At 64.4% G+C, this 20,479-nt stretch carries 18 protein-coding genes; 8 read left to right on the top strand and 10 right to left on the bottom strand.

Annotation, left to right across the window (positions count from 1 at the left end):
* Positions 1-19: 19 nt before the first annotated feature.
* The 3 genes from AB6809_RS16190 (at position 20) to AB6809_RS16180 (ending at position 3,178) form a co-directional block, all read left to right on the top strand.
* A complete protein-coding gene (locus tag AB6809_RS16190) occupies positions 20-1,240 on the top strand; it encodes a benzoate/H(+) symporter BenE family transporter (protein WP_029969982.1) in 1,221 nt (406 codons plus the stop codon).
* A gap of 280 nt (positions 1,241-1,520) precedes the next feature.
* Positions 1,521-2,474, top strand: a complete 954-nt coding sequence (gene tal / locus AB6809_RS16185) for a transaldolase (RefSeq protein WP_029969983.1) — start codon at positions 1,521-1,523, stop codon at positions 2,472-2,474.
* A gap of 284 nt (positions 2,475-2,758) precedes the next feature.
* Entirely contained in the window at positions 2,759-3,178 is a 420-nt protein-coding gene (locus AB6809_RS16180; protein WP_006048375.1) for a VOC family protein, read from the top strand.
* 53 nt (positions 3,179-3,231) lie between these two features.
* Here AB6809_RS16180 and AB6809_RS16175 read toward each other — a convergent pair whose 3' ends face one another.
* From AB6809_RS16175 to AB6809_RS16150, 6 genes are all read right to left on the bottom strand, one after another.
* Positions 3,232-4,413, bottom strand: a complete 1,182-nt coding sequence (locus tag AB6809_RS16175) for an FUSC family protein (protein WP_029969984.1) — start codon at positions 4,411-4,413, stop codon at positions 3,232-3,234.
* A gap of 116 nt (positions 4,414-4,529) precedes the next feature.
* On the bottom strand, positions 4,530-6,080 hold the full coding sequence (gene mctP, locus AB6809_RS16170) for a monocarboxylate uptake permease MctP (protein WP_006048377.1): 1,551 nt from the start codon (positions 6,078-6,080) through the stop codon (positions 4,530-4,532).
* Complete coding sequence (locus tag AB6809_RS16165) at positions 6,080-6,319, bottom strand: DUF3311 domain-containing protein (RefSeq protein WP_006048378.1); 240 nt, start codon at positions 6,317-6,319, stop codon at positions 6,080-6,082. The genes mctP and AB6809_RS16165 overlap by 1 nt, the downstream gene beginning before the upstream one ends.
* A 493-nt stretch (positions 6,320-6,812) precedes the next feature.
* Positions 6,813-7,736 (bottom strand): spermidine synthase, encoded by a 924-nt coding sequence (locus tag AB6809_RS16160; protein ID WP_029969985.1) that lies wholly within the window; start codon positions 7,734-7,736, stop codon positions 6,813-6,815.
* Positions 7,733-8,206, bottom strand: coding sequence for a DNA-deoxyinosine glycosylase (locus AB6809_RS16155; protein ID WP_029969986.1), 474 nt, complete (start codon positions 8,204-8,206; stop codon positions 7,733-7,735). Before AB6809_RS16155 ends, AB6809_RS16160 begins: the two co-directional genes overlap by 4 nt.
* Positions 8,207-8,926 (bottom strand): chorismate lyase, encoded by a 720-nt coding sequence (locus tag AB6809_RS16150; RefSeq protein ID WP_371026867.1) that lies wholly within the window; start codon positions 8,924-8,926, stop codon positions 8,207-8,209. It abuts the gene before it with no gap.
* Positions 8,927-9,164: 238 nt separating this feature from the next.
* Here AB6809_RS16150 and AB6809_RS16145 point away from each other — a divergent pair, with 238 nt between their 5' ends.
* Entirely contained in the window at positions 9,165-9,671 is a 507-nt protein-coding gene (locus AB6809_RS16145) for an OmpA family protein (protein WP_006048382.1), read from the top strand.
* An 87-nt stretch (positions 9,672-9,758) separates the two neighbouring features.
* Here AB6809_RS16145 and AB6809_RS16140 read toward each other — a convergent pair whose 3' ends face one another.
* Positions 9,759-11,483 carry a hypothetical protein gene (locus AB6809_RS16140; RefSeq protein ID WP_051154029.1) on the bottom strand — a complete coding sequence of 575 codons (1,725 nt, stop codon included), beginning with the start codon at positions 11,481-11,483 and terminating at the stop codon, positions 9,759-9,761.
* A gap of 13 nt (positions 11,484-11,496) precedes the next feature.
* Positions 11,497-13,371 carry a glycosyltransferase family 9 protein gene (locus AB6809_RS16135; protein ID WP_371026866.1) on the bottom strand — a complete coding sequence of 625 codons (1,875 nt, stop codon included), beginning with the start codon at positions 13,369-13,371 and terminating at the stop codon, positions 11,497-11,499.
* A gap of 294 nt (positions 13,372-13,665) precedes the next feature.
* Here AB6809_RS16135 and AB6809_RS16130 point away from each other — a divergent pair, with 294 nt between their 5' ends.
* Positions 13,666-13,935 carry a hypothetical protein gene (locus AB6809_RS16130; protein ID WP_006048385.1) on the top strand — a complete coding sequence of 90 codons (270 nt, stop codon included), beginning with the start codon at positions 13,666-13,668 and terminating at the stop codon, positions 13,933-13,935.
* A gap of 106 nt (positions 13,936-14,041) precedes the next feature.
* On the opposite strand, the gene htpG is transcribed toward AB6809_RS16130, so the two are convergent.
* Both htpG and AB6809_RS16120 read right to left on the bottom strand, forming a co-directional pair.
* Complete coding sequence (gene htpG / locus AB6809_RS16125; RefSeq protein WP_029969990.1) at positions 14,042-15,946, bottom strand: molecular chaperone HtpG; 1,905 nt, start codon at positions 15,944-15,946, stop codon at positions 14,042-14,044.
* A gap of 97 nt (positions 15,947-16,043) precedes the next feature.
* Complete coding sequence (locus AB6809_RS16120; protein WP_307252861.1) at positions 16,044-17,504, bottom strand: PLP-dependent aminotransferase family protein; 1,461 nt, start codon at positions 17,502-17,504, stop codon at positions 16,044-16,046.
* Between the two features lie 458 nt (positions 17,505-17,962).
* On the opposite strand from AB6809_RS16120, the gene AB6809_RS16115 reads away from it, so the two are divergent.
* From AB6809_RS16115 to AB6809_RS16105, 3 genes are all read left to right on the top strand, one after another.
* The gene (locus AB6809_RS16115; RefSeq protein ID WP_029969992.1) at positions 17,963-18,661 is read left to right on the top strand and encodes a VOC family protein; all 699 of its coding nucleotides are present in this window, start codon (positions 17,963-17,965) and stop codon (positions 18,659-18,661) included.
* 75 nt (positions 18,662-18,736) lie between these two features.
* Complete coding sequence (locus AB6809_RS16110; protein ID WP_029969993.1) at positions 18,737-19,933, top strand: PLP-dependent aminotransferase family protein; 1,197 nt, start codon at positions 18,737-18,739, stop codon at positions 19,931-19,933.
* A gap of 80 nt (positions 19,934-20,013) precedes the next feature.
* The gene (locus tag AB6809_RS16105) at positions 20,014-20,478 is read left to right on the top strand and encodes a RidA family protein (protein WP_006048390.1); all 465 of its coding nucleotides are present in this window, start codon (positions 20,014-20,016) and stop codon (positions 20,476-20,478) included.
* Position 20,479 lies beyond the last annotated feature (1 nt).

The raw sequence follows: 20,479 nt of genomic DNA, 5'->3' as shown, positions 1-20,479 counted from the left end.
ACGACAAGAAAGCATTGGCATGAACCGCTCGTCATCGCCTGAACTGGCCAACTCCGGCATCGCGCCGCGTCGCTTCAATCCGTTCGCCGACACCTCCCTATCGGCCATCGTCGCCGGCTTCGTCGCGATGATGACGGGCTACACGAGTTCGCTCGTGCTGATGTTTCAGGCGGGCCAGGCCGCGCACCTGAGCAACGCGCAGATTTCCTCGTGGATCTGGGCGTTGTCGATCGGCATGGCGGTTTGCACCATCGGGCTGTCGCTGCGCTTTCGCGCGCCGATCGTCATTGCATGGTCGACGCCCGGCGCGGCGCTGCTCGTCTCGTCGCTGCCGCATGTGCCTTACGCGGAGGCGATCGGCGCGTTTATCGTCTGCGCGTTGCTGCTGACCGTCGTTGGTCTGACAGGATGGTTCGATACGCTGATGAAGAAAATTCCGGCGGGCATCGCGTCGGCCTTGCTGGCGGGCATCCTGTTCGAGATCGGCATTGAGATATTTCGCGCCGCGCAGTTCCAGACCGCGCTCGTGCTGACGATGTTTCTGACCTACCTGATCGTCAAACGCGTCACGCCGCGCTATGCGATTCCGGCGACGCTGATCGCCGGCACCGTTGCCGCGGGCGCGTTCGGCCTGCTCGATTTCAGCCACTTTCAGATCGCGCTCGCGCATCCCGTGTTCACAATGCCGGCGTTTTCGGTGGCGGCGAGCATCAGCATCGGCATTCCGCTTTTCGTGGTCGCGATGGCTTCGCAGAACGTGCCCGGCATCGCCGTGCTGCGCGCGGACGGCTACACGACGCCCTCGGCGCCGCTGATTTCGACGACCGGCATCGCGTCGCTGCTGCTCGCGCCGTTCGGCTCGCACGGCATCAATCTTGCCGCGATCACGGCGGCCATCTGCACCGGCCGCGAAGCGCACGAGAACCGCGACAAACGCTACACGGCCGCGGTCTGGTGCGGCATTTTCTATCTGATCGCCGGCATTTTCGGGGCGACGATTGCGGCGCTGTTCGCGGCGTTCCCGCGCGAGCTGGTCGTTTCCGTGGCGGCGCTGGCACTCTTCGGCTCGATTATGAGCGGCCTGACCAACGCGATGCAGGACGCGAGGCAGCGCGAAGCGGCGCTCGTGACCTTCATGGTGACGGCGTCGGGACTGACGCTGCTGTCCATCGGCTCCGCGTTCTGGGGCCTGGTCGCGGGCGTGGTGACGCAGATCGTGTTGAATGCGCGGCGTGCCTGACGCAAGACGGCGGCAGGCGGCAGGCGGCAGCACGCGGCGGCGCAAGCCGTGCGGCGCCGCGGCGCACGGTCGCTGAAATAGCCGTGAACGGATCGGCGGCGCACACTGTCAATACTGCATCAGGCGATCCGCCATAAAATAGAAGCATCCGGCAGCGTTTCCCGGCAACATCGGGTGAGCGTTGCAGCGTGACTCGCGGCCGCCGGCCTGAAGCGGTCTTTCAATCCGGCGGCGACTCATTCCCCCTGAACCACGGCGCATGCGCCCTGAAGGCACGAATATGACAACCGCACTCGATCAACTCAAGCAGTACACGACCGTCGTGGCCGATACCGGCGACTTCCAGCAGCTCGCGCAATACAAGCCGCAGGACGCGACCACCAATCCGTCGCTGATTCTGAAAGCCGTGCAGAAAGACGACTATCGTCCGCTGCTCGAAAAGACGGTGAAAGATCACGCGTCGAAGCCGATGGGCGCGATCATCGACCAGTTGCTGATCGCCTTCGGCACCGAGATCCTGAAGATCATCCCGGGCCGCGTGTCGACCGAAGTGGATGCGCGTCTTTCGTTCGACGTACAGGCCTCGATCGCCAAGGGCCGCGAACTGATCGCGCTGTACAAGGACCACGGCATCGACCGCGAGCGCGTGCTGATCAAGCTGGCTTCCACGTGGGAAGGCGTGCGCGCCGCCGAAGTGCTGCAAAAGGAAGGCATCAACTGCAACATGACGCTGCTGTTCTCGCTCGCCCAGGCTGCGGCCTGTGCCGAAGCGGGCGCGAAGCTGATCTCGCCGTTCGTCGGACGCATTTACGACTGGTATAAGAAAAATGCCGGCAGCGCGTGGGACGAAGCGAAAGACGGCGGTGCGAACGATCCGGGCGTTCAGTCGGTGCGCCGCATTTACGGCTACTACAAGAAGTTCGGCTACAAGACCGAGGTGATGGGCGCGAGCTTCCGCACCACGGGGCAGATTCTCGAACTGGCCGGCTGCGATCTGCTGACCATCAGTCCGGATCTGCTGCAAAAGCTGCATGAAAGCACGGACAAGGTGGAGCGCAAGCTCTCGCCGGAAAGCTCGCAGGACGCCAATATCGAGCGCGTGCCGGTCGACGAATCGTCGTTCCGCTTCCTCGTCAACGACGAGGCGATGGCAACCGAAAAGCTGGCCGAAGGCATCCGCGCGTTTGCGGCGGACGCAGTCAAGCTGGAAAAGCTGATCGAAGCGCTGCGTTAAGGCGCTGGGCGGCATAGTCGCCGCCATCCATCGTGCGATTCAATCATGCGGCCCCGAACCTTGCGGTTCGGGGCCGTTTGCTGTTTACGGCCGGTCGTTTTATCGGCTGATTCACTCGTTTTTTTGTGCAGCGCGGTGATCGTGCGAGTCGTCTTTTCCGCACGACACAAAGTCACAAACGCCCGAGCGCCGTTGCCTAAAATGGTCTGCACGCCCGCGGTTTCCGCAGTTTCCTTTGCCGTCTGGCAGCGCGGGCATTCACATCCTTATTTCTGGAGGCAACGATGGAAGTCCAACCGTACGTATTCTTCAACGGGCGTTGCGAAGAAGCGCTCGATTACTACCGCCAGCATCTGGGCGCCGAAGTCACGTTCATGATGCGTTTCAAGGACGCGCCGCCCGACCCGCAGAACACGCCGCGCCCCGGCGTCGAAGAAAAGATCATGCATGCGAACGTGCAGATGGGCTCGACTCAATGGATGGCGTCCGACGGCAACTGCGATCAGGACGCGAAGCCGATGAGCGGCTTCAGTCTGTCGCTGACCGCGGACGATACCGCGTCGGCGCAAAAGTACTTCAACGCGCTCGCCGACGGCGGCCAGATCGTCATGCCCTGGGGCGAAACGTTCTGGAGCAAGGGCTTCGGCATGGCGGTGGACCGCTTCGGTCTGATGTGGATGGTGACGCTGCCGCCGCATGAGTGAGCGGTGGTAGACCGCGGTGAGCGGCGGTGTGCGCTAGCGTCGGCCGCCATCGCCTAGGTCTTCTGCAGAATCCGCGAGTGCCGCTCGATGTTCCAGTTCGGCTCGGTCTCGAGGAGCGCCGCGCGTAAGCGCTCGATCTGTTCCGCGAGCCGCTGCCCGAGCCAATACGGTCCTTGCAGATCGGGCGGCAAGGCGAGCGCCGCGTTGCCCGTCGTCGGCGCGGGCGGTGAGCCGGGCGGCGACGCGGACGCACTATCGGTCAACGCAGCGCCGCTTGCCGACGTACCACTCACCGGAATCCCAAAGTGCGTCGCGCGGCCAAAGCGCAGGCCGCGCGCAATCGCCAGCAAAATCGTACGCACGGCCCGCACTTCCGCGCCGCATCGCTGCGCATACGCGGCGCGCGCGGCGGCGTCGGCCTGCATCAGCGGACCGGTCGCGAGCAGCTCCAGCGAACTGAGCACCGAGCGATGCAAGCGCTGAATCTCCTCGAGCTTCGCCTGCGGCACATCGATTTCCTTCGCCACCGAAGGCATCAGCGAGCGCAGTTGCACGAGCCGCCGGTTGATCTCGAGAAAGCGCTTGACCTGCTCTTCGTCGCCGATGGTTTCGCCTTCCAGCAAACGCGTATAGATGCGCGCGCATTCGCGCAGATTGGCCGCGATCCCGTAGCGCCAGGAATACGTCGCGTGCAGCGGCAACGCGAACGAAAAGGCGAGCGCGATCACGATGCCGATCAGCACGTTCAGCGTGCGCCACAGGCCGACGTCGATCACATTGTCGCCATGACCCGCGACGATGCACATGGTGATGGCCGTCAATAGGCCGATATATCCCGACGCGCCGATAGCGAACCATGCGCAGATCGCGGCGACGATCGACATCAGCACGTACGTCAGCGGCAACGAGCCGATGAGATTCTGCTGCACGATCAGCAGCAAGCCGATCGACGCGCCCAGCAGCGTACCCGCCGCGCGCTCCGCGGCCTTCTTGCGGATATTGCCGTGATGCTGCAATCCGCCGATCACGACCAGCAACGTCACCGACGACCAGATGCCGTGCGGAATGTCGATACCGGTGGTCGCGAGAATCGAGAACAGCATCGCCAGTCCCACGCGCAGACTGTGCAGCACTTTTGCGTGCCGGTAGCGGTAATACGGCGACGTGACCGCGCGAACCATGCGGCTCACCGCCGAGCGGCGCGGAACGACGGTGCGGGAATCGGCAGAAGCCATGGCGGGAGCGGCAGCGCTTTCAAAGGTAGTTCCGCTATCCTGCCCTGGACTGCGCCGCAAATACAAACGCCCGCGGAGTTTCGTCCGCGGGCGCCTGGGTTAGGTTGCGTCGGGTCTTAGCTTTCCACGACGTCCAGATAGTCTTCCGGACGCGTGCGGTCTTCGGCGCGCTGCATGCCGAACGCGCGCACCAGCAGGCTCACCACCACGGCCACGACCAGATTCACGATCAGCGACCACACCGCCGCATAGCCCGGAATCGCCATGCCGAACAGGTGAATCGTGAAGATCGAGCCGGCGAGCTTCAGCGAAATCGCCATCCACGTACCCGTTGCGATGCCGACTGCCCAGCCGATCAGCAAGCCGCGATAGTCGAGCACGCGCGTGTACAGTCCGAGCACGATGGCCGGCAGCGTCTGGATGATCCAGATACCGCCGAGCAGCTGCAACTGGATTGCGTACGTGAGCGGCAAAGCCAGAATGAACGCGACCGCGCCGACCTTGACGATCAGCGAGACCAGCTTCGCGACGTTGGTCTCCTGCTCGTGCGTCATGTTGCGGTTCACGAACTCCTTGTGGATGTTGCGCGTGTACAGGTTCGCTGCCGCAATCGACATGATCGCCGCCGGCACCAGCGCGCCGATGCCGATCGCCGCAAACGCCACGCCGACGAACCACGACGGGAAGAAGTGCAGGAACAGCGCCGGCACCGCGAAGTTCGGGCCGAACGCCTTGAAGTACGGCGCGAATTCCGGCATGTCCTTCACGCCCGAAGCGAGCGCCATGAAGCCGAGCAGCGCGAGCAGGCCGAGCACCAGCGAGTAAGCCGGCAGCATCGCCATGTTGCGGCGGATCGTGTTGCCTGATTTCGACGACAGCACCGCCGTGATCGAGTGCGGATACAGGAACAGCGCGAGCGCCGAACCGACCGCGAGCGTCGCGTACGCGCTATAGCCGTTCAGACTCGACACGTCCGGCGCTTTCAGCAGCAGCTTGGCCGGCGGCACCGAGCCGAAGATGTGGCTGAAGCCGCCCAGTTGCGGCGGAATCACGATGATCGCGGCGAAGATCGTGATGTAGATCAGGACGTCCTTGACGACCGCGATCATTGCCGGCGCACGCAGGCCCGACGTGTACGTGTAGGCGGCAAGAATCGCGAAGGCGATGATCAGCGGCAGGTCGCCGACAAAGCCCTTCGTATCGAAGCCGAGCGCGCCGATCACCACTTCGATGCCGACCAGCTGGAGCGCGATGTACGGCATCGTGGCGACGATGCCGGTCACGGCGATTGCGAGCGCGAGCATGCGGCTGCCGTAGCGAGCCGACACGAAGTCCGCCGACGTCACGTAGCCCTGACGTTTCGCGATGCTCCACAACTTCGGAAACACGACGAACGCGAACGGATAGATCAGGATCGTGTACGGCAGCGCGAAAAAACCCGTTGCGCCCGCACCGAATACCAGCGCCGGCACGGCGATGAACGTATACGCGGTGTACAGGTCGCCGCCCAGCAGGAACCAGGTGACGATGGTGCCGAAGCGCCGGCCGCCCAGGCCCCACTCTTCGAGATGAGCGAGATCGCCGCGCCGCCAGTGCGCCGCGACGAAGCCGAGAATCGTGACCCCGATGAAAAACAGAACGAAGACGAAAGTTGCGATGGCGTTCATTATCGTGCGTCCCCTTGCGGACGGCCCGCCGAGCGCGTCTTGGTCTTGAAGTACACGATCGCCGTGATGACCGCGCTGATCAGCACCCAGAGGAGCTGATACCAGTAGAAGAACGGAAAATCGAACAGCACCGGTTCGACCTTGTTATACGACGGCACCCAGACCATGGCGATCCAGGGCAACAGCAACAACCAGAGCCAGTGCTTGCTGGCCTTGTTCGCGTCGGCGTCGTGAGCCATGACGTCTCCTCTTCCCTATTATTGAAATGTTGGCCCGTGTTCGACGGGTGGTGAACCCCCAAAGCGGAGAGCCGCCTCGCGGTAGCACGCCCGCGGAGGATCGCCCCGCATGGGACACGAGTGCCCCGAAAGCTTCGAAAGAGTATAGGAGCCGCGAACGTGCGGTCAAGCAGGGACGACCCCGAGGCGAAGGCGCGGGTGCTGGAGTGCGTGGGGTGGTGTTTTAGCGGAGGCGGATGGCGCTGCGGATTCCGGTGCGGAGGGGGAAACAACTGAAGCAGCCGACGCCGATGCACGGCGCCGTGGTCGAACGCTCGTGGTTTGCGCGGTTGCGCCGGTGGTTCTCGCGACCTTCCCCGAATCTTCGAACGAGTCCCGCGCCGCTTCGATGCGCGATGGATGGCGGGCCCGCAAAGTGTCGCTGGAATGCGACGGTTGGCTGGTTACGATGCCGGACCTTCGCGGTCCGGCACTTCCCTGCGACTGGCCGGGATCAGATGGCGAACGACGCGCCCGTCTGTCCCGTCGACTCCTGCAGCCCCTTGATCCACTTGCGCGCCGGCAAGCCGAGCTCGGCTTCGATCAGCTTCGCGCGCGCTTGCAGCGCCGTGAACGGCACGTCGAGCGCGGGACCGGAGAACGCGATCGCGATGCGGTTGCCGTCGTGCACTTCGGGCAGCGCGACCACGCGGCCGTCGAACGCTTCGTTCAGGCGTTTCATATTGCGCACGAAGCTCGGATGATCGCCGAACAGATTGACCGTGACCACGCCCGCATCGGTCAGACACGCGCGCGCCGCACGGTAAAAGCCGACGCTGTCGAGCACGGGACCGCGCGCCGTCGCATCGTAAATGTCGATCTGCAACGCGCCGATCGTGCCGTGGTTCGCGCGGTCGTTGACGAAGTCCCACGCGTCCGTCTTGTGCACGGTGAGGCGCGCGTCGTCTTGCGGCAGCTCGAACATCGTGCGCGCGGCGATTACGACGGCCGGGTTCACTTCGACCGCCTCGACCTTCGCGCGCTTCAGGAAGCGGTGCGCGAACTTGGTCAGCGCTGCGGCGCCGAGCCCCAGTTGCACGATGCGCTTCGGCGTTTGGATGAAGAGCAGCCACGCCATCATTTGCTGCGCGTATTCGAGCTCGATGTGGTCGGGCTTGCGCAGACGCATCGCGCCTTGCACCCATTCCGTGCCGAAGTGCAGATAGCGCACGCCGCCCTCTTCCGAGAACGTGACCGGCGCAAAGCGCGGCTTGCGCGGCGCTTCGATTTGCGGCGCGTCGTGGAGGTCGTCGCGCAGATCGTTGTTATGCGACGCGCGTTTCTTGTTGCGCGCCGTTGCGTGTTTGCCCGCGCCATCGGCGTTGCGATTGCGGAATGCACGCGCTTCAGCCGACGCGCGCTTGATGAGTTTCGTCATGTAAGGATGTCGCGCCACAGGCGCAATTTTTGATCGAACGAGAGCATAGCATTCGCGGGACTCGACGAAGGCAGCACGAGCGTCGTGTAACCCGCCGCGCCGATCACGGGCGCGAAGCGGCCGGCGGTCTTGCCGTTGAAGCAGACTTTGCGCAGCGTCGGCGAGTGCTCGCGCAGCGAAGCAAAGTCGTTCGGCTGCGCGTTGCGGATCGCCGCATCGAGACTGCCCTCGCGATGACACGCGGCGAGCACGTCCCAGACGCCGATGCCGTGCGACAAGAGCCGCCGCAGCCGCTCTTCGTAGGCGAGTTCGGCGAGCGGCTCGTCGAGTACCGCGCCAAGCAGGCGCCAGAACTGATTGCGCGGATGCGCGTAGTACTGCGTCGCCGCAAGCGACGCCTCGCCGGGAAAGCTGCCGAGAATCAGCGTGTGCGTGTCGGCCGCGACGACGGGAGGAAAGCCGCGCAACATTCAGCGGCTCCGTTCGCCGGCCGCACGCGTCGCGGGATGCGCGCGCGAAGCCGTGTGCTCGAGCGGGCGGCCGTGTTCGCGCCAGCGCGGATGGCCTGCGTTAATCACGTGGGCCGCATCGGTGGCGTTCAAATCGGGACGGACCTCGCGCTCGCGCTTCGAGAGCGCGGCGACATGCGCCCACAGCGCCGGCAAAAAACATTCGGTGACCATCAGCGGCGCGCCATGCCGCTCGAACACGGAGCGGCGCGCGACCAACGCATGCGGCGGCATCCCGTCGACTTCACGCGCGGCGAGCCGGTACAGCGGATGTCGCGCTGTCACGCGCCGGCTGACCAGCGCCGAACGCGCGACCCCGCTATCGCTGTACAGCAGTTCGGCGAGCGGCCGCGTGCGCAAGCGCCGCGTGGCCTGCCACACGCCGACGCTCGCGGCGAGAGGCGCGACGCTGTGCGCGGCGACGAACGGCACGGCATCGACCGACAACACGACCTCGCGCAACCACACCGGCGAGCGCATGCGAAGACCCAGCGCGGCGTGCTCGTCGGCCCACGGCAAGGCCACGCCTTCACGCGTGACGCGCACCGCGACCGCGTCGAGCGCGCGCAGATGCGCGGTCAACGAACCGCCGCGGGTCAACCAGTCTTTCTGCGCAGCGCTAAAGCCAGGCAAGGGAGCGACGCGCCAGTGCGCGTCGGCGGCATCGAAACGGATAGACATGGGTTCGGATTATAACGGCGCGCCTGTCGGACCATTCCCTAGCGCGCACGCGCATTTTCCGCCAATCAGCGGTAACGGCCGCATAAGCATCAAACCGCTGAATCATGCCCTCGATTTCGGAAAGGTCCGATTCTCTGCCGACCGCGACGCACGATACAACCTCCGTGCTTTACGAACCGGCGATTCGCCCACTGTCGACGGACTCGCCCCTGATCCGCAAACGAACGAGAGGACAAACATGAAAAAACTTCTGGCTGCCAGCGCCTGCGCAATGTCGGTACTGTTGATGGCAGGTTGCAGCGCGCCGCTGAACCGCGACACCGAGACGTCGTTGAACCGGGCCGCGGGCATCGAGGTCGCGCCCGTCGCGGACGGCGTCGCCGTCAAGCTGCCCGAGAAAGCGCTGTTCGACTTCGACAAGTCGGCAGTGCGCGCCGATGCGAGCGCGGTCGTCGACCGTTCCGCGGTGCTGCTCAAGCGCAGCAAGAAGCCGATCATCGTCGAAGGTTATACGGACAATGTCGGCACGCTCGAATACAACCAGCAACTCTCGGAAGCGCGAGCGGTCGCCGTGGGTTACGCGCTTGTCGGACGCGGTGTGCCGATGGAGCGTGTCCGCACGAAGGGCAATGCGTACAACAATCCGATCGCGAGCAACGACACGCCGGAAGGACGCGCGCTCAACCGTCGCACGGAAATTGTCGTGCGCGGCGAGACGATGGAAACGTTGATGGGCAAGAAGTAAAGGCATCGTCTTCGGCCCGGCCGCCCGGAACCGGGGGCATCGCGCCGGGTCGAAAATCTGAAGCCGGATGCGCCGCATGCATCCGGCTCATTCCCCGACATACTCCCGCAGCGCTTGCGCGACATCAGCCAGCACTGCGTCCCACTGGTTCAACTCGCGCTGTCTGAAAAGGCGCATTGACGGATACCACGGACTATCGTCGCGCGCGACCATCCAGCGCCAATCCGTGAATGTGGGCACCAGCACCCAGACCGGCGTGCCGCACGCGCCCGCCAGATGCGCAACCGCTGTATCCACGGTGATGACGAGATCCAGAGATTGAATGATTGCGAGCGTGTCCGCGAAGCTTTGAATCTCAGGGCCGAACATATGTATCTCTATACCCTCTGGCCCAACCGCCGGGTCGTGTTGCACGTCGCCCTTCTGTAACGAAAACCAACGCACGCCAGCCTGCTCGAGAAGCGTCCGCCACTGCCGAACCGGAATCGACCGATAGCGATCGAGTTCATATCCAGGATTGCCTGCCCATACGATGCCCACGCGCTTTCTCAATGGCCGATGCGCCTGCCCGGTACTTAGCGCCTGCACTCGGTTACGCCAGAACTGCAGCTTCGCGGGCTCCGCTTGCAGGTACGCCGTGGCGAGCGGCAACATGCACAGTTCCAGGTCCATACGCGCGGGCATCTGCAGCATGCGGCACCAGTAATCGTATGGGCCAGGCGGCGCAGTGGTCCACGCGGCATGCACGCCGGCCGCGCGGCGCGCTACTTCGCCGAGCGGCTCGTCGACCCAGACGTCCACTTGCGTGCCTCGCCGATGCAGCCAGTCGGCCATGCGCAGAAACTGGATCTGATCGCCCAGTCCCTGTTCGCCGACCAGCAGAAACCGGCAGCCGAGCAACCGCTCGCCTTGCCACTGCGGATAAGCCGGCCGAACCAGACTGTGGTTTTCGGGCAGTTCGTCATGCCAACGATACTGCTTCCAACCTTGCCCGAAATCGCCCGCGCGAAGCTGTGCCGCGGCGAGGTTGAACTGCATCAGCGCATTGCCGGGCATCAGGCGTGCGGCCTCCGCGCTATGCCTGTGCATCTGCTCGAACTCGCCCAGCATGTTGAGTGCAAATGATGCGTTGTGATGCAGCCAGCCGTCGTGCGGATCGACGCCGATGCCCTGCCTCGCGACGCTGAGCGCATCGGCAAAACGCTGCGCGCTGTTCAAAGCGAACGCGAGTTGACGAAGCGCCGCGGAATCGGCAGAACAACGTGCGCGCAGCGCGGGCAATAGCGCGTCGAGTTCCGGATCACGCTGAGCTTTGGATAATGCTTCGACCAGCGCCGACGCGTCTGCAACGTTCGACGCATCGAGCGCCCAGGCACGCAGCCAAAAGTCCGCTGCCTCGGCATGCTGCTCTCGCTGCGTGCAGATTTCCGCGAGTGCGCGAACCGCATGATGCAGCGTCGGCTCGAAACTGAGCGCGCTCACATAGTGCCGGCGCGCCTCGCCGAGGCGTGCAGAAACCTTCAGGCAGTCCGCGAGATTCCGATGCAGACTGGCACTGCCGCCGCTCATGCCGAGCGCCCGATAATAGAACGCCTCGGCCGCAATCCGGTCGCCGCGCAGCGCCGCAAGCAGCCCGCGGTGCTCCCAGATGTCGGCTCGCTCCGGTGCGGCATTCAATGCGCGATCGAGTTGCTCGCAGGCTAGCTCGAGCGCGCCGTCGCGGAAAGACGCAAGACCGAGTTGATGCAATGCGTCGGCATCGTCTGACAGCTTCTGGCTCGGGGACGAACCCGCTGATGCTGGACTACTCATGACTGGCTCGCCATCAACCGTTCGCAACGGGATGCGCGACGGCGCCAGAAACAGCTTTGCTTGCGTCCTCAGCCATCAGCGTTTGCAGACGCGCCGTCACGCGTTCGACCACCGGCGCCCATTGCCCAGGCTGCGGCTGCCTGAAAAGTTCCAGCGAGTCGTACCAGGCTTGCGTCTCCGCGTTGCCCCACGCCCAATGCGACATGTGATCGAGCATGCCCAACACCGGCCGCCCGAGCGCCCCGCCGAGATGCAGCGGCGCGCTGTCGATCGTGACGAGCGCATCGAGCGCCATAAGGTGAGCCGCGACATCATCCAGGCCGGTCTGATAATCCGCCGTCATGTCGAACACGCGATGCCCCTGCGCGGTCATCACAGCGACGTCGGCTGCGCGTCCTGGCGTAAGCGAATAGAACGCGACATCGGCGAGCGACAGCAGCGGCTCGAGCGCAGCGCGCGCAATCGAGCGCTTGTCATCGCGGCGATGCGTCGGGCTGCCCGCCCACACGAGGCCCACATGCAGCCGCGCGTGCGGCGCGTGCGCGCGAAGCCGCTCGCGCCAGAGCGCCGCCTTGCCCGGATCGGCGCGAAGATAGGCACCGCCGCGCACCTGCTGTGGCTGCAAATTCAAAACGAGCGGCAAGCTCATCATCGGCAGGCTGTAATCGGGCGCGCCGAGCGGGCCGTCCTCGATCGATACGCAGTCCTCGTAGAAACGACCAAGCAGCGGTTGCAACGATTTGCGCACGCACAGCACGAGCCGCCCGCCCTCCGCGCGCACGTGTGCAGCGAGTTGCGGCACATAGCGGACCATGTGGATGTCATCGCCATTGCCCAGTTCGCTGTGCACCACGAGCGTCTTGCCCGCGAGCGTCTCGCCGCGCCGACGCGGACAGAGGCGCGCCATGACCGAAACGATGTTGTTCGGCTCGCGGTCGTCGCGCGCGAGGCGTGCCTCGAAACGCTTCCAGCCGCTTGTCCAGGAGCCGCGCCGCAGTTCGAGATCGGCGAGATCGACCGCGGGCGTCACCGCGTGGGGGTTCGCCGCGAGGGCTTGATGCAGCATGGCCTCGCTTTCCTCGTAGCGCGCCTGCTCGCACAGATAGAAGCCGATCGCGGCGAGTACGTCTGCGTTACCAGGCGAAGCGGCGTTAGCGGCGCGCATGGTCGCCTCGGCGGCCGCCGCGTCGTTGCATTGCCATTGCGCGTGACTGAGCTGCCAGGCCATTTCCGCATCAGCGGGATTGCGCGTCAGCATGTCGCGGGAGAGATGTTCGAGCGCGGCCCAGTCGCGCGCCTCGCGCAAAGCCAATGCAAGTTGCAAGGGCAACGCGGGGTCGACAGCGGGGTCGAGCGTATAAGCTTGCGCGAGCGCCACGCGCCGCTCGTCGCGCACACCGGGGCCGCTTAGCGCGCCAAGCGAAATAGCAAGCCACCACGGCCCGTGCGCGTCCTCCGGTTTGCGCTGCCGATACGCGCGCAACATGTGCGCCGCCGCGGAATGCGCGCCGCAATCGTTGATGAGCCAGGCGGCCCATTCAAGCGTCACGGCGGGTGCCTGCGCGGCGACTGCCATCTCACTGTGATGCCGCGCGACTTCGCCGCGCCCGAGTGCGTCGGCGAACAACGCAACGCGGGCATGGCGCGCGCCGTTCTCGCCCGCTTGTGCTTGCGATGCGCTGTGATACGCCAGCTCGAAATTCCCCGCGCTCGCGTGCAGGTCGGCGTGCAATTGAGGCGTCACGCCCGCGGCGGCCAGCTCGGCGGCACGCGATATGGCGGGCTCGAAACCCTCTTCGCGCAGTATCGACCACAGAAGATGCACGGTCTCCAGACGCGTTGTCACATTGACCATAACGGCCGGGGCGGCCACAGCGGAATCGGACATAAAAATTTACAAGATGCCGCGCTGCGCAGGTGTATGCGCTTGAGTCACAAAACACATTCCACATTCGACGCGCGCGGCCAGGTACACAAAGCGGCCCGAAGGAACCAAGGTGGTTCTTCAAGCCTCCGGTTCGAAGCGCGATTCCCAAGATAATGCCGCGCGCGGCATCTCATAAACCAATCTCAATTTATGGTCGTTGATAAATTTTAGTTAGTTAACCATAATGAATTCCGCCCTGTGTCGAAGACGGCGAGGGGCGTCCAGCAAATCAACAACTAGCAGCAGGGAGGCAGATTGAATACTACAAACGCGAAGGAAACATCTGACCGGATCGCGCATCTTGCGTCGGTCGTATTGCATCGTCCGGGCGCCACGCATATCGAGAAAGAGCTAGCCGGCTCGGCGCTCGCGCAGCACCACACGTCGAAGCAAAGCAGCGCAGCCATTGGCAGCCTCGCGGCAAAAGTGCTCGCCGATCACCACTCGAGTTTCGAGGCTAAGGAATTGGCCGGCAGTGTGCTTGCGCAAGTGCGGCATTTGCACGCGCTGACACTGGAGCGTTAAAACACGCGCACGAATGAGAAGGCGAAAAAAATGCGCTGCCGAAGCAGCGCATTCCGAGTCGCGAGGACATAAAGCGTCTGCGCGACGCTATGCAATCATCGCCCAATCAGGCGGCATTCGCGCGCGCGAGCAACAACGTGTTGGTGCGCTTCACAAAGCTGGCCGGATCTTCGAGCGCGCCGCCTTCGGCGAGCAACGCCTGGTCGAACAGCAGATGACACCAGTCGTCGAAGTTGGCGCTGTCCGCGTGCAAGCCCTTCACGAGCGCGTGTTCCGGATTCACTTCGAGAATCGGGTGGAACGACGGCGCCTGCTGACCCGCAGCCTTGAGCATGCGCTGCAGGTAGCCGCTCATTTCGCCGTCGTCGGCAACGAGGCACGACGGCGAATCGGTTAGGCGGAACGTGAGGCGCACATCCTTGGCCTTGTCCTTCAACGCGTCCTTCATCTTCTCGACGAGCGGCTTGAGTTCTTCGCTGACCTTTTCCTGTGCCTGTTTTTCCTCGTCGTTCAGCGCGCCGAGATCGAGGTCGCCACGCGCCACGCTTTGCAACGGCTTGCCGTCGAATTCGTTCAGGAACGACAGCATCCATTCGTCCACGCGGTCGGTCAGCAGCAGCACTTCCACGCCCTTCTTGCGGAACACTTCGAGGTGCGGGCTGTGCGTTGCCGCCTGCCAGGTGTCGGCAGTCACGTAGTAGATCTTCGACTGCTCGGGCTTCATGCGCGCCACGTAGTCGGCGAGCGACACGGTCTGCTCGGGCGTCTCCGTATGCGTGGAGGCAAAGCGCACGAGCTTGGCAATGCGCTCGCGATTCGCGAAGTCTTCGCCGATGCCTTCCTTCAGCACCTGGCCGAATTCCTTCCAGAAACCGGCGTACTTCTCGCGATCGGCTTCGTTCTCCGAGTTGGCCAACTCTTCGAGCATCGACAGCGCGCGCTTGGTCACGCCCTCGCGGATCGCCTTGACGTCACGGCTTTCCTGCAGAATTTCGCGCGATACGTTCAGCGGCAGATCGCTCGAATCGACCACGCCCTTCACGAAGCGCAGATACGACGGCAGCAGTTGCTCGGCGTCGTCCATGATGAACACGCGCTTCACATACAGCTTGAGGCCGCCGCGATGATCGCGGTTCCACAGGTCGAACGGCGCGTGCGTCGGCACGTACAGCAATTGCGTGTACTCGCTGCGGCCTTCCACGCGGTTGTGCGTCCACGTCAGCGGGTCCTGGTGATCGTGCGACAGGTGCTGATAGAACTGCTTGTACTGCTCGTCCGTGATGTCGTTCTTCGCGCGGGTCCACAGCGCGCTTGCCTGATTGACGGTCTCGTCTTCGTCCTTCGTGACCATCGCGCTCTTTTCGGCGTCCCACTCTTCCTTCTTCATCAGAATGGGCAGCGCGACGTGATCCGAATAGCGCTGAATGATCGACTTCAGCCGATGCGACGACAGCAGTTCGTCTTCATCCGCACGCAGATGCAGCGTGATGGTCGTGCCGCGCGCGGCGCGCTCGATTTGGTCGACGGCGAAGTCGCCCTCGCCCGCGCTTTCCCAGCGCACGCCTTCGGACGCCGGCAAGCCGGCACGGCGCGTCTCGACGGTGATCTTGTCGGCAACGATAAAGCCCGAATAAAAGCCCACGCCGAACTGGCCGATCAGCGCAGCGTCTTTCTGCTGGTCGCCCGACAGCTTGCCGAAGAATTCCTTGGTGCCCGAGCGCGCGATCGTGCCGAGATTCGCGATCGCCTCGTCGCGGCTCATGCCGATGCCGTTGTCGTCGATCGTGATGGTGCGCGCCTCTTTGTCGTACGACACGCGAATGCGCAGATTCGGATCGCTCTCGTACAACCCGCTGTTTTCAATGGCTTCGAAGCGCAGCTTGTCGGCCGCGTCGGACGCATTGGAAATCAGCTCGCGCAAAAAGATTTCCTTGTTGCTGTACAGCGAATGGATCATCAGGTGCAGAAGCTGTTTCACTTCCGCCTGAAAGCTCATGGTTTCTTGTGCCATGGTCGGACTTCCTCTCTGTTGCGAATCGGGTTTTTGCCAATCGGTTCTTGCGAATGCCGCCGGATTGTCCGCCTAAATAAGGACAATCCGCGCGGTTTCAAGAGGCGCGGCGCGCAACGCCGTCGAGATAGCGGCATAAAAATGTCGCCAGTTCCGGATCGCCGCAATTGGCAATGTTGAAGCGCATCCACGTGGTCGGCGATTGTTGCGGCGAAAAAAGGCTGCCGGGCGTGAGCAGAAAGCCGGCTTCGTGGCCGGCCGCGGCGAGTCCGTCGGCGTCGACTCCGGTGTCGGCCCACACGAACATGCCCGCCGTCGGCGTTAGAAACAGCCGGAGGCCCGTCTTTTCCAGCATCCGCGCGGATTTTTCGCGCACGCCGTCAAGCCGCGCCCGCAGCCGCTCGACATGGCGCCGGTAGTGTCCTTCGGTCAGAATCTTGTACAGCACGCGCTCGTTCAACTCGGGACTCGTCATGCCGACCAGCATCTTCTGGTCGCTGACGGCCTTGGCCACCTCGGGCGCGCACGCGATAAAACCGACGCGCAGATTCGGCGCGAGCGTCTTAGAGAAACTGCCCAGGTAGATCACGCGCTTTAGCTGATCGAGGCTCGCGAGCCGCGTGCCCGCATAGCCCGGCGGGCATAGATCGCCGTAAATATCGTCTTCGACGACGATGAAATCGTAAGCCTCCGCCAGTCGCAAAATGCGAAACGCCTGCGCGGCCGTCAGCGAGGTGCCGGTCGGATTCTGCAGCACCGAGTTGATCACCAGCATCTTGGGCCGCCACGTTTGCACGAGCGATTCGAGCGCGTCGAGATCGGGGCCGTCCGGCGTGTACGGCATGCCGACGAGCCGCGCGCCCTGCGACGCAAAGCGCCCGAACATCTGGAACCACGCCGGATCGCCGACGATCACCGCGTCGCCCGCCTTCACATAAATGCGGGAGATCAGGTCGATTGCCTGCGTGACGCCGGACACCATCACGATCTGATCGGGCGATGCGCCGATCTCCAGTTCCTCGAGACGCGTCTGCAATTGCTGGCGCAGCGGCAGAAAACCGAGCGGCGTGCCGATGCCGAGCATCTGCGCGCCGCTTTGCCGGCCGAGCGTGCGCAGCGCGTTGGTGATCAGCTCGCCGTCGAGCCAGCGCGCCGGCAGATAGCCGAGCCCCGGACTGCGCTCCGGGCGCGCGCCGGTGTGCAGCATGTTGCGCAGCAGCCAGACGACGTCGATGGTGGCCGGCGCGCTCGCGTGCGCGGCCGGGCGAATGTCCGCGACCGCCGCGCCTGGCGTGCCCGCCAATCGCTCGCGCACGAAGAAACCGGAGCCGCGCCGCGACTCCAGGTAACCCTGCGCGACGAGCCGTTCATACGCCTCGACCACGGTGAAGCGCGACACGCCTTTGTCGAGCGCGAGCTTGCGGATCGACGGCATGCGCATGCCGGGACGGAACACGCGCTCCTCGATGCGGCGGCGCGCCCACTGCACGAGCTGCTCGACAAGCGTCAGCGACGCCGTGTCGTGCGGGGCGGGAATCTGCGTAAGCGGGACGGACATGACGGGCTCCAACTGTACCGAACGGTATCGAATCGATTGTACCGTTACTGTGCAGGTCGTCGCCGGTACATTTGAGACAGAAGGCGGTCGGGCTGGCGGTAAGCGGCTGGCGGGCGGTGCGTGAGGCTGGGTGGCGATCAGCATACCGAAAGCGCCTGGCGGACCGTGCATCAGGTCGGCGATCCGCTCACCGGAACGTCATGGGCGCGAGTCAGCAACCAGCAGACAGTGCCGACGAGCGCGCAAGCAAACAACCGAGCCTGCACGCACCTCAAACCACCAAAGCCAGCGCGAAATTCACCCGCGCAACCCACGCAGCCCGCCCATCGCCCAATCCGCCGATGCGCCGCGCCCGCGAACGGTTATGCTTACGACCCCGGCGCCCGCGCAACCGGCACGCCGCAACCGGCACGCGGCGCAGGCCAGACCTACCGTAGAAACCCGTTTCCCGATCCGCAATGACCGCACATCCGCTACGTCTCGATCATCTCGTCGTTTCCGCCCGCACGCTCGACGAAGGCGTGCAGTACGTCGCCGATATCCTCGGGGTCGAACCGGCCGGCGGCGGCGCGCATCCGTTAATGCGCACGCACAACCGGCTGCTGAACCTGTGGGGCGGCGCGTATCTGGAAGTAATCGCCGCCGACCCGCATGCCGACGTCGCCCGCGAAGCCACGGAAACCGCCGCGCCCCGCCCGCGCCTCTTCGCGCTCGACGCCCCGGCGACCCACGCTCGCCTCGAAAACGGCCCGTATCTGTCGCATTGGGTGGCCCGCGTCGACCGGCCGAAGCATCTGCCGACGTGGCAGGCGCAATATCCGCAGCGCATTCCGCCGATCGTGCCGCTCACGCGCGGCGACTTCGCGTGGGGCCTGTCGGTGCCGGAAGACGGCGCCTTCCCCGCCTGGCAAGGCGCCGGCGACGGCGTGCTGCCGTCGCTGATCCAGTGGGACACGGCGCGGCATCCGTCGACGGTATTGCCCGAGACCGGCATCGCGCTCAAAGCGCTCAAAGGCGTGCATCCGCAAGCCGATACGGTGGCGGCGCAATTGCAGTGGCTGGGCGCCGCGCATCTGATCGACGTGCAGGCCACCGACGGCCCCGCCGCGCTCGTCGCCGAATTCGAAACACCGAGCGGTCTACGGACCCTTAAATAAGCAGCGCGCGCGGGTCGCCGACTCGCGCGATAATCGAAGTTTTGACCGGTTCCAGAGACACCAGCAGAGGAGACCATGGACCAAAGCGACCTGAAAGCCCCCACGTGGCAATTGTCCGAACGCGCACGCAAGCTCACGAGCTCGGCGATCCGCGAGATTCTGAAGGTCACGGAACGGCCTGAAGTCATTTCGTTCGCGGGCGGCCTGCCCTCGCCGGCCACGTTCCCGGCTGAACGCATGCGCGAAGCGTCCGACCGCATTCTGCGCGACGCGCCCGCCGCGGCGCTCCAGTACAGCGCGACCGAAGGGTACGCGCCGCTGCGCGAATGGGTCGCGGCGCGCTATTCGGTGAACGGCGCACAGATCCGCGCCAGTCAGGTGCTGATCACGACCGGCTCGCAACAGGCGCTCGATCTGCTCGGCAAGGTGCTGGTGTGTCCGGAAAGCCCCGTGCTGGTCGAAACGCCTACGTATCTCGGCGCGCTGCAATCGTTCTCGATGTACGAGCCGCGCTACGTCCAGGTGCCGACCGACGAACACGGGCTGATCCCCGAAACACTCACGCCCGAGCTCACCGCCGGCGCGCGCCTGTTGTACGCACAACCGAATTTTCAGAATCCGACGGGCCGCCGCCTGCCGGTCGAGCGCCGCCGCGCGCTCGCCGCGTTCGCGAAAACCGCGCCGTTCCCGGTGATCGAAGACGACCCCTACGGCGCGCTCGATTACGCGGGCGAACCGCTGCCGACCATGCTGTCGATGGCGCCCGATCACATCGTCCACCTCGGTTCGTTCTCGAAGGTGCTGGCGCCGGGTCTGCGGGTCGGCTACATCATCGCGCCCGAAGAGCTGATCTTCAAACTCGTGCAGGCGAAACAGGCCACCGATCTGCATACGCCGAGCTTCACGCAGCGCATCGTCCATGAAGTGATCAAGGACGGCTTTCTGGACACGCACGTGCCGACCATTCGCGAGCTGTATCGCGACCAGTGCGCGGCCATGCTGAACTCGCTCGAACGCTACATGCCCGAAGGCGTGACGTGGAATCGGCCGGAAGGCGGCATGTTCGTGTGGGTGAATCTGCCCGCGCAGATCGACAGCATGAAGCTGCTCGCGGAAGCCGTCGCGCAGAATGTCGCGTTCGTGCCGGGCGGTCCGTTCTTCGCGAACGAGGCGCAGCACAACACGCTGCGTCTGTCGTTCGTCACGGTGCCGCCGGCAAAGATCGACGAAGGCGTGGCGCGTCTCGCGGCGCTGATCCGCGCGAAGCTATAAAGGCAAGCGGGCCATCGCCCGCTTTTGCGTTTTCGCCCGCTTCCGCTTCTTCCGTTTTTTCACTACCGACCGAGGACAACATGGCTCAAACGAATGTGTACGACAAGCTCAAGGAACTGGGCATCGAACTGCCCAACGCCGGCGCGCCGGCCGCCGCTTATGTGATGAGCGCGCAAAGCGGCAATACGGTGTACCTGTCCGGCCACATCGCGAAGAAAGACGGCAAGGTGTGGGCGGGCAAGCTCGGCGCCGACATCGGCACTGAAGAAGGCAAAGTGGCCGCGCGCTCGATCGCCATCGACCTGCTCGCGACCCTGCACGCGCACGTGGGCGACCTGAACCGCGTCAAGCGCATCGTCAAGCTGATGAGTCTCGTCAACTCCACGCTCGACTTCACCGAGCAGCATCTGGTCACGAACGGCGCGTCCGAACTGATCGCCGACGTGTTCGGCGAGCGCGGCAAGCATGCGCGCTCGGCGTTCGGCGTCGCGCAGATTCCGCTCGGCGCATGCGTCGAGATCGAGATGATCGCGGAAGTCGAGTAAC

Origin of the sequence: Paraburkholderia sp. RCC_158 (assembly GCF_041355255.1) — a bacterium.
Taxonomy (GTDB): domain Bacteria; phylum Pseudomonadota; class Gammaproteobacteria; order Burkholderiales; family Burkholderiaceae; genus Paraburkholderia; species Paraburkholderia graminis.
The sequence above is the reverse complement of the archived record's forward strand: the minus strand, read 5'-3'. Positions and strand labels throughout refer to the sequence as shown.

Coding starts and splice junctions, on each gene's coding strand:
- AB6809_RS16190 (WP_029969982.1), top strand. CDS start 20: ATGAACCGCTCGTCATCGCCTGAACTGGCCAACTCCGGCATCGCGCCG.
- tal (WP_029969983.1), top strand. CDS start 1,521: ATGACAACCGCACTCGATCAACTCAAGCAGTACACGACCGTCGTGGCC.
- AB6809_RS16180 (WP_006048375.1), top strand. CDS start 2,759: ATGGAAGTCCAACCGTACGTATTCTTCAACGGGCGTTGCGAAGAAGCG.
- AB6809_RS16175 (WP_029969984.1), bottom strand. CDS start 4,413: ATGGCTTCTGCCGATTCCCGCACCGTCGTTCCGCGCCGCTCGGCGGTG.
- mctP (WP_006048377.1), bottom strand. CDS start 6,080: ATGAACGCCATCGCAACTTTCGTCTTCGTTCTGTTTTTCATCGGGGTC.
- AB6809_RS16165 (WP_006048378.1), bottom strand. CDS start 6,319: ATGGCTCACGACGCCGACGCGAACAAGGCCAGCAAGCACTGGCTCTGG.
- AB6809_RS16160 (WP_029969985.1), bottom strand. CDS start 7,736: ATGACGAAACTCATCAAGCGCGCGTCGGCTGAAGCGCGTGCATTCCGC.
- AB6809_RS16155 (WP_029969986.1), bottom strand. CDS start 8,206: ATGTTGCGCGGCTTTCCTCCCGTCGTCGCGGCCGACACGCACACGCTG.
- AB6809_RS16150 (WP_371026867.1), bottom strand. CDS start 8,926: ATGTCTATCCGTTTCGATGCCGCCGACGCGCACTGGCGCGTCGCTCCC.
- AB6809_RS16145 (WP_006048382.1), top strand. CDS start 9,165: ATGAAAAAACTTCTGGCTGCCAGCGCCTGCGCAATGTCGGTACTGTTG.
- AB6809_RS16140 (WP_051154029.1), bottom strand. CDS start 11,483: ATGAGTAGTCCAGCATCAGCGGGTTCGTCCCCGAGCCAGAAGCTGTCA.
- AB6809_RS16135 (WP_371026866.1), bottom strand. CDS start 13,371: ATGTCCGATTCCGCTGTGGCCGCCCCGGCCGTTATGGTCAATGTGACA.
- htpG (WP_029969990.1), bottom strand. CDS start 15,946: ATGGCACAAGAAACCATGAGCTTTCAGGCGGAAGTGAAACAGCTTCTG.
- AB6809_RS16120 (WP_307252861.1), bottom strand. CDS start 17,504: ATGTCCGTCCCGCTTACGCAGATTCCCGCCCCGCACGACACGGCGTCG.
- AB6809_RS16115 (WP_029969992.1), top strand. CDS start 17,963: ATGACCGCACATCCGCTACGTCTCGATCATCTCGTCGTTTCCGCCCGC.
- AB6809_RS16110 (WP_029969993.1), top strand. CDS start 18,737: ATGGACCAAAGCGACCTGAAAGCCCCCACGTGGCAATTGTCCGAACGC.
- AB6809_RS16105 (WP_006048390.1), top strand. CDS start 20,014: ATGGCTCAAACGAATGTGTACGACAAGCTCAAGGAACTGGGCATCGAA.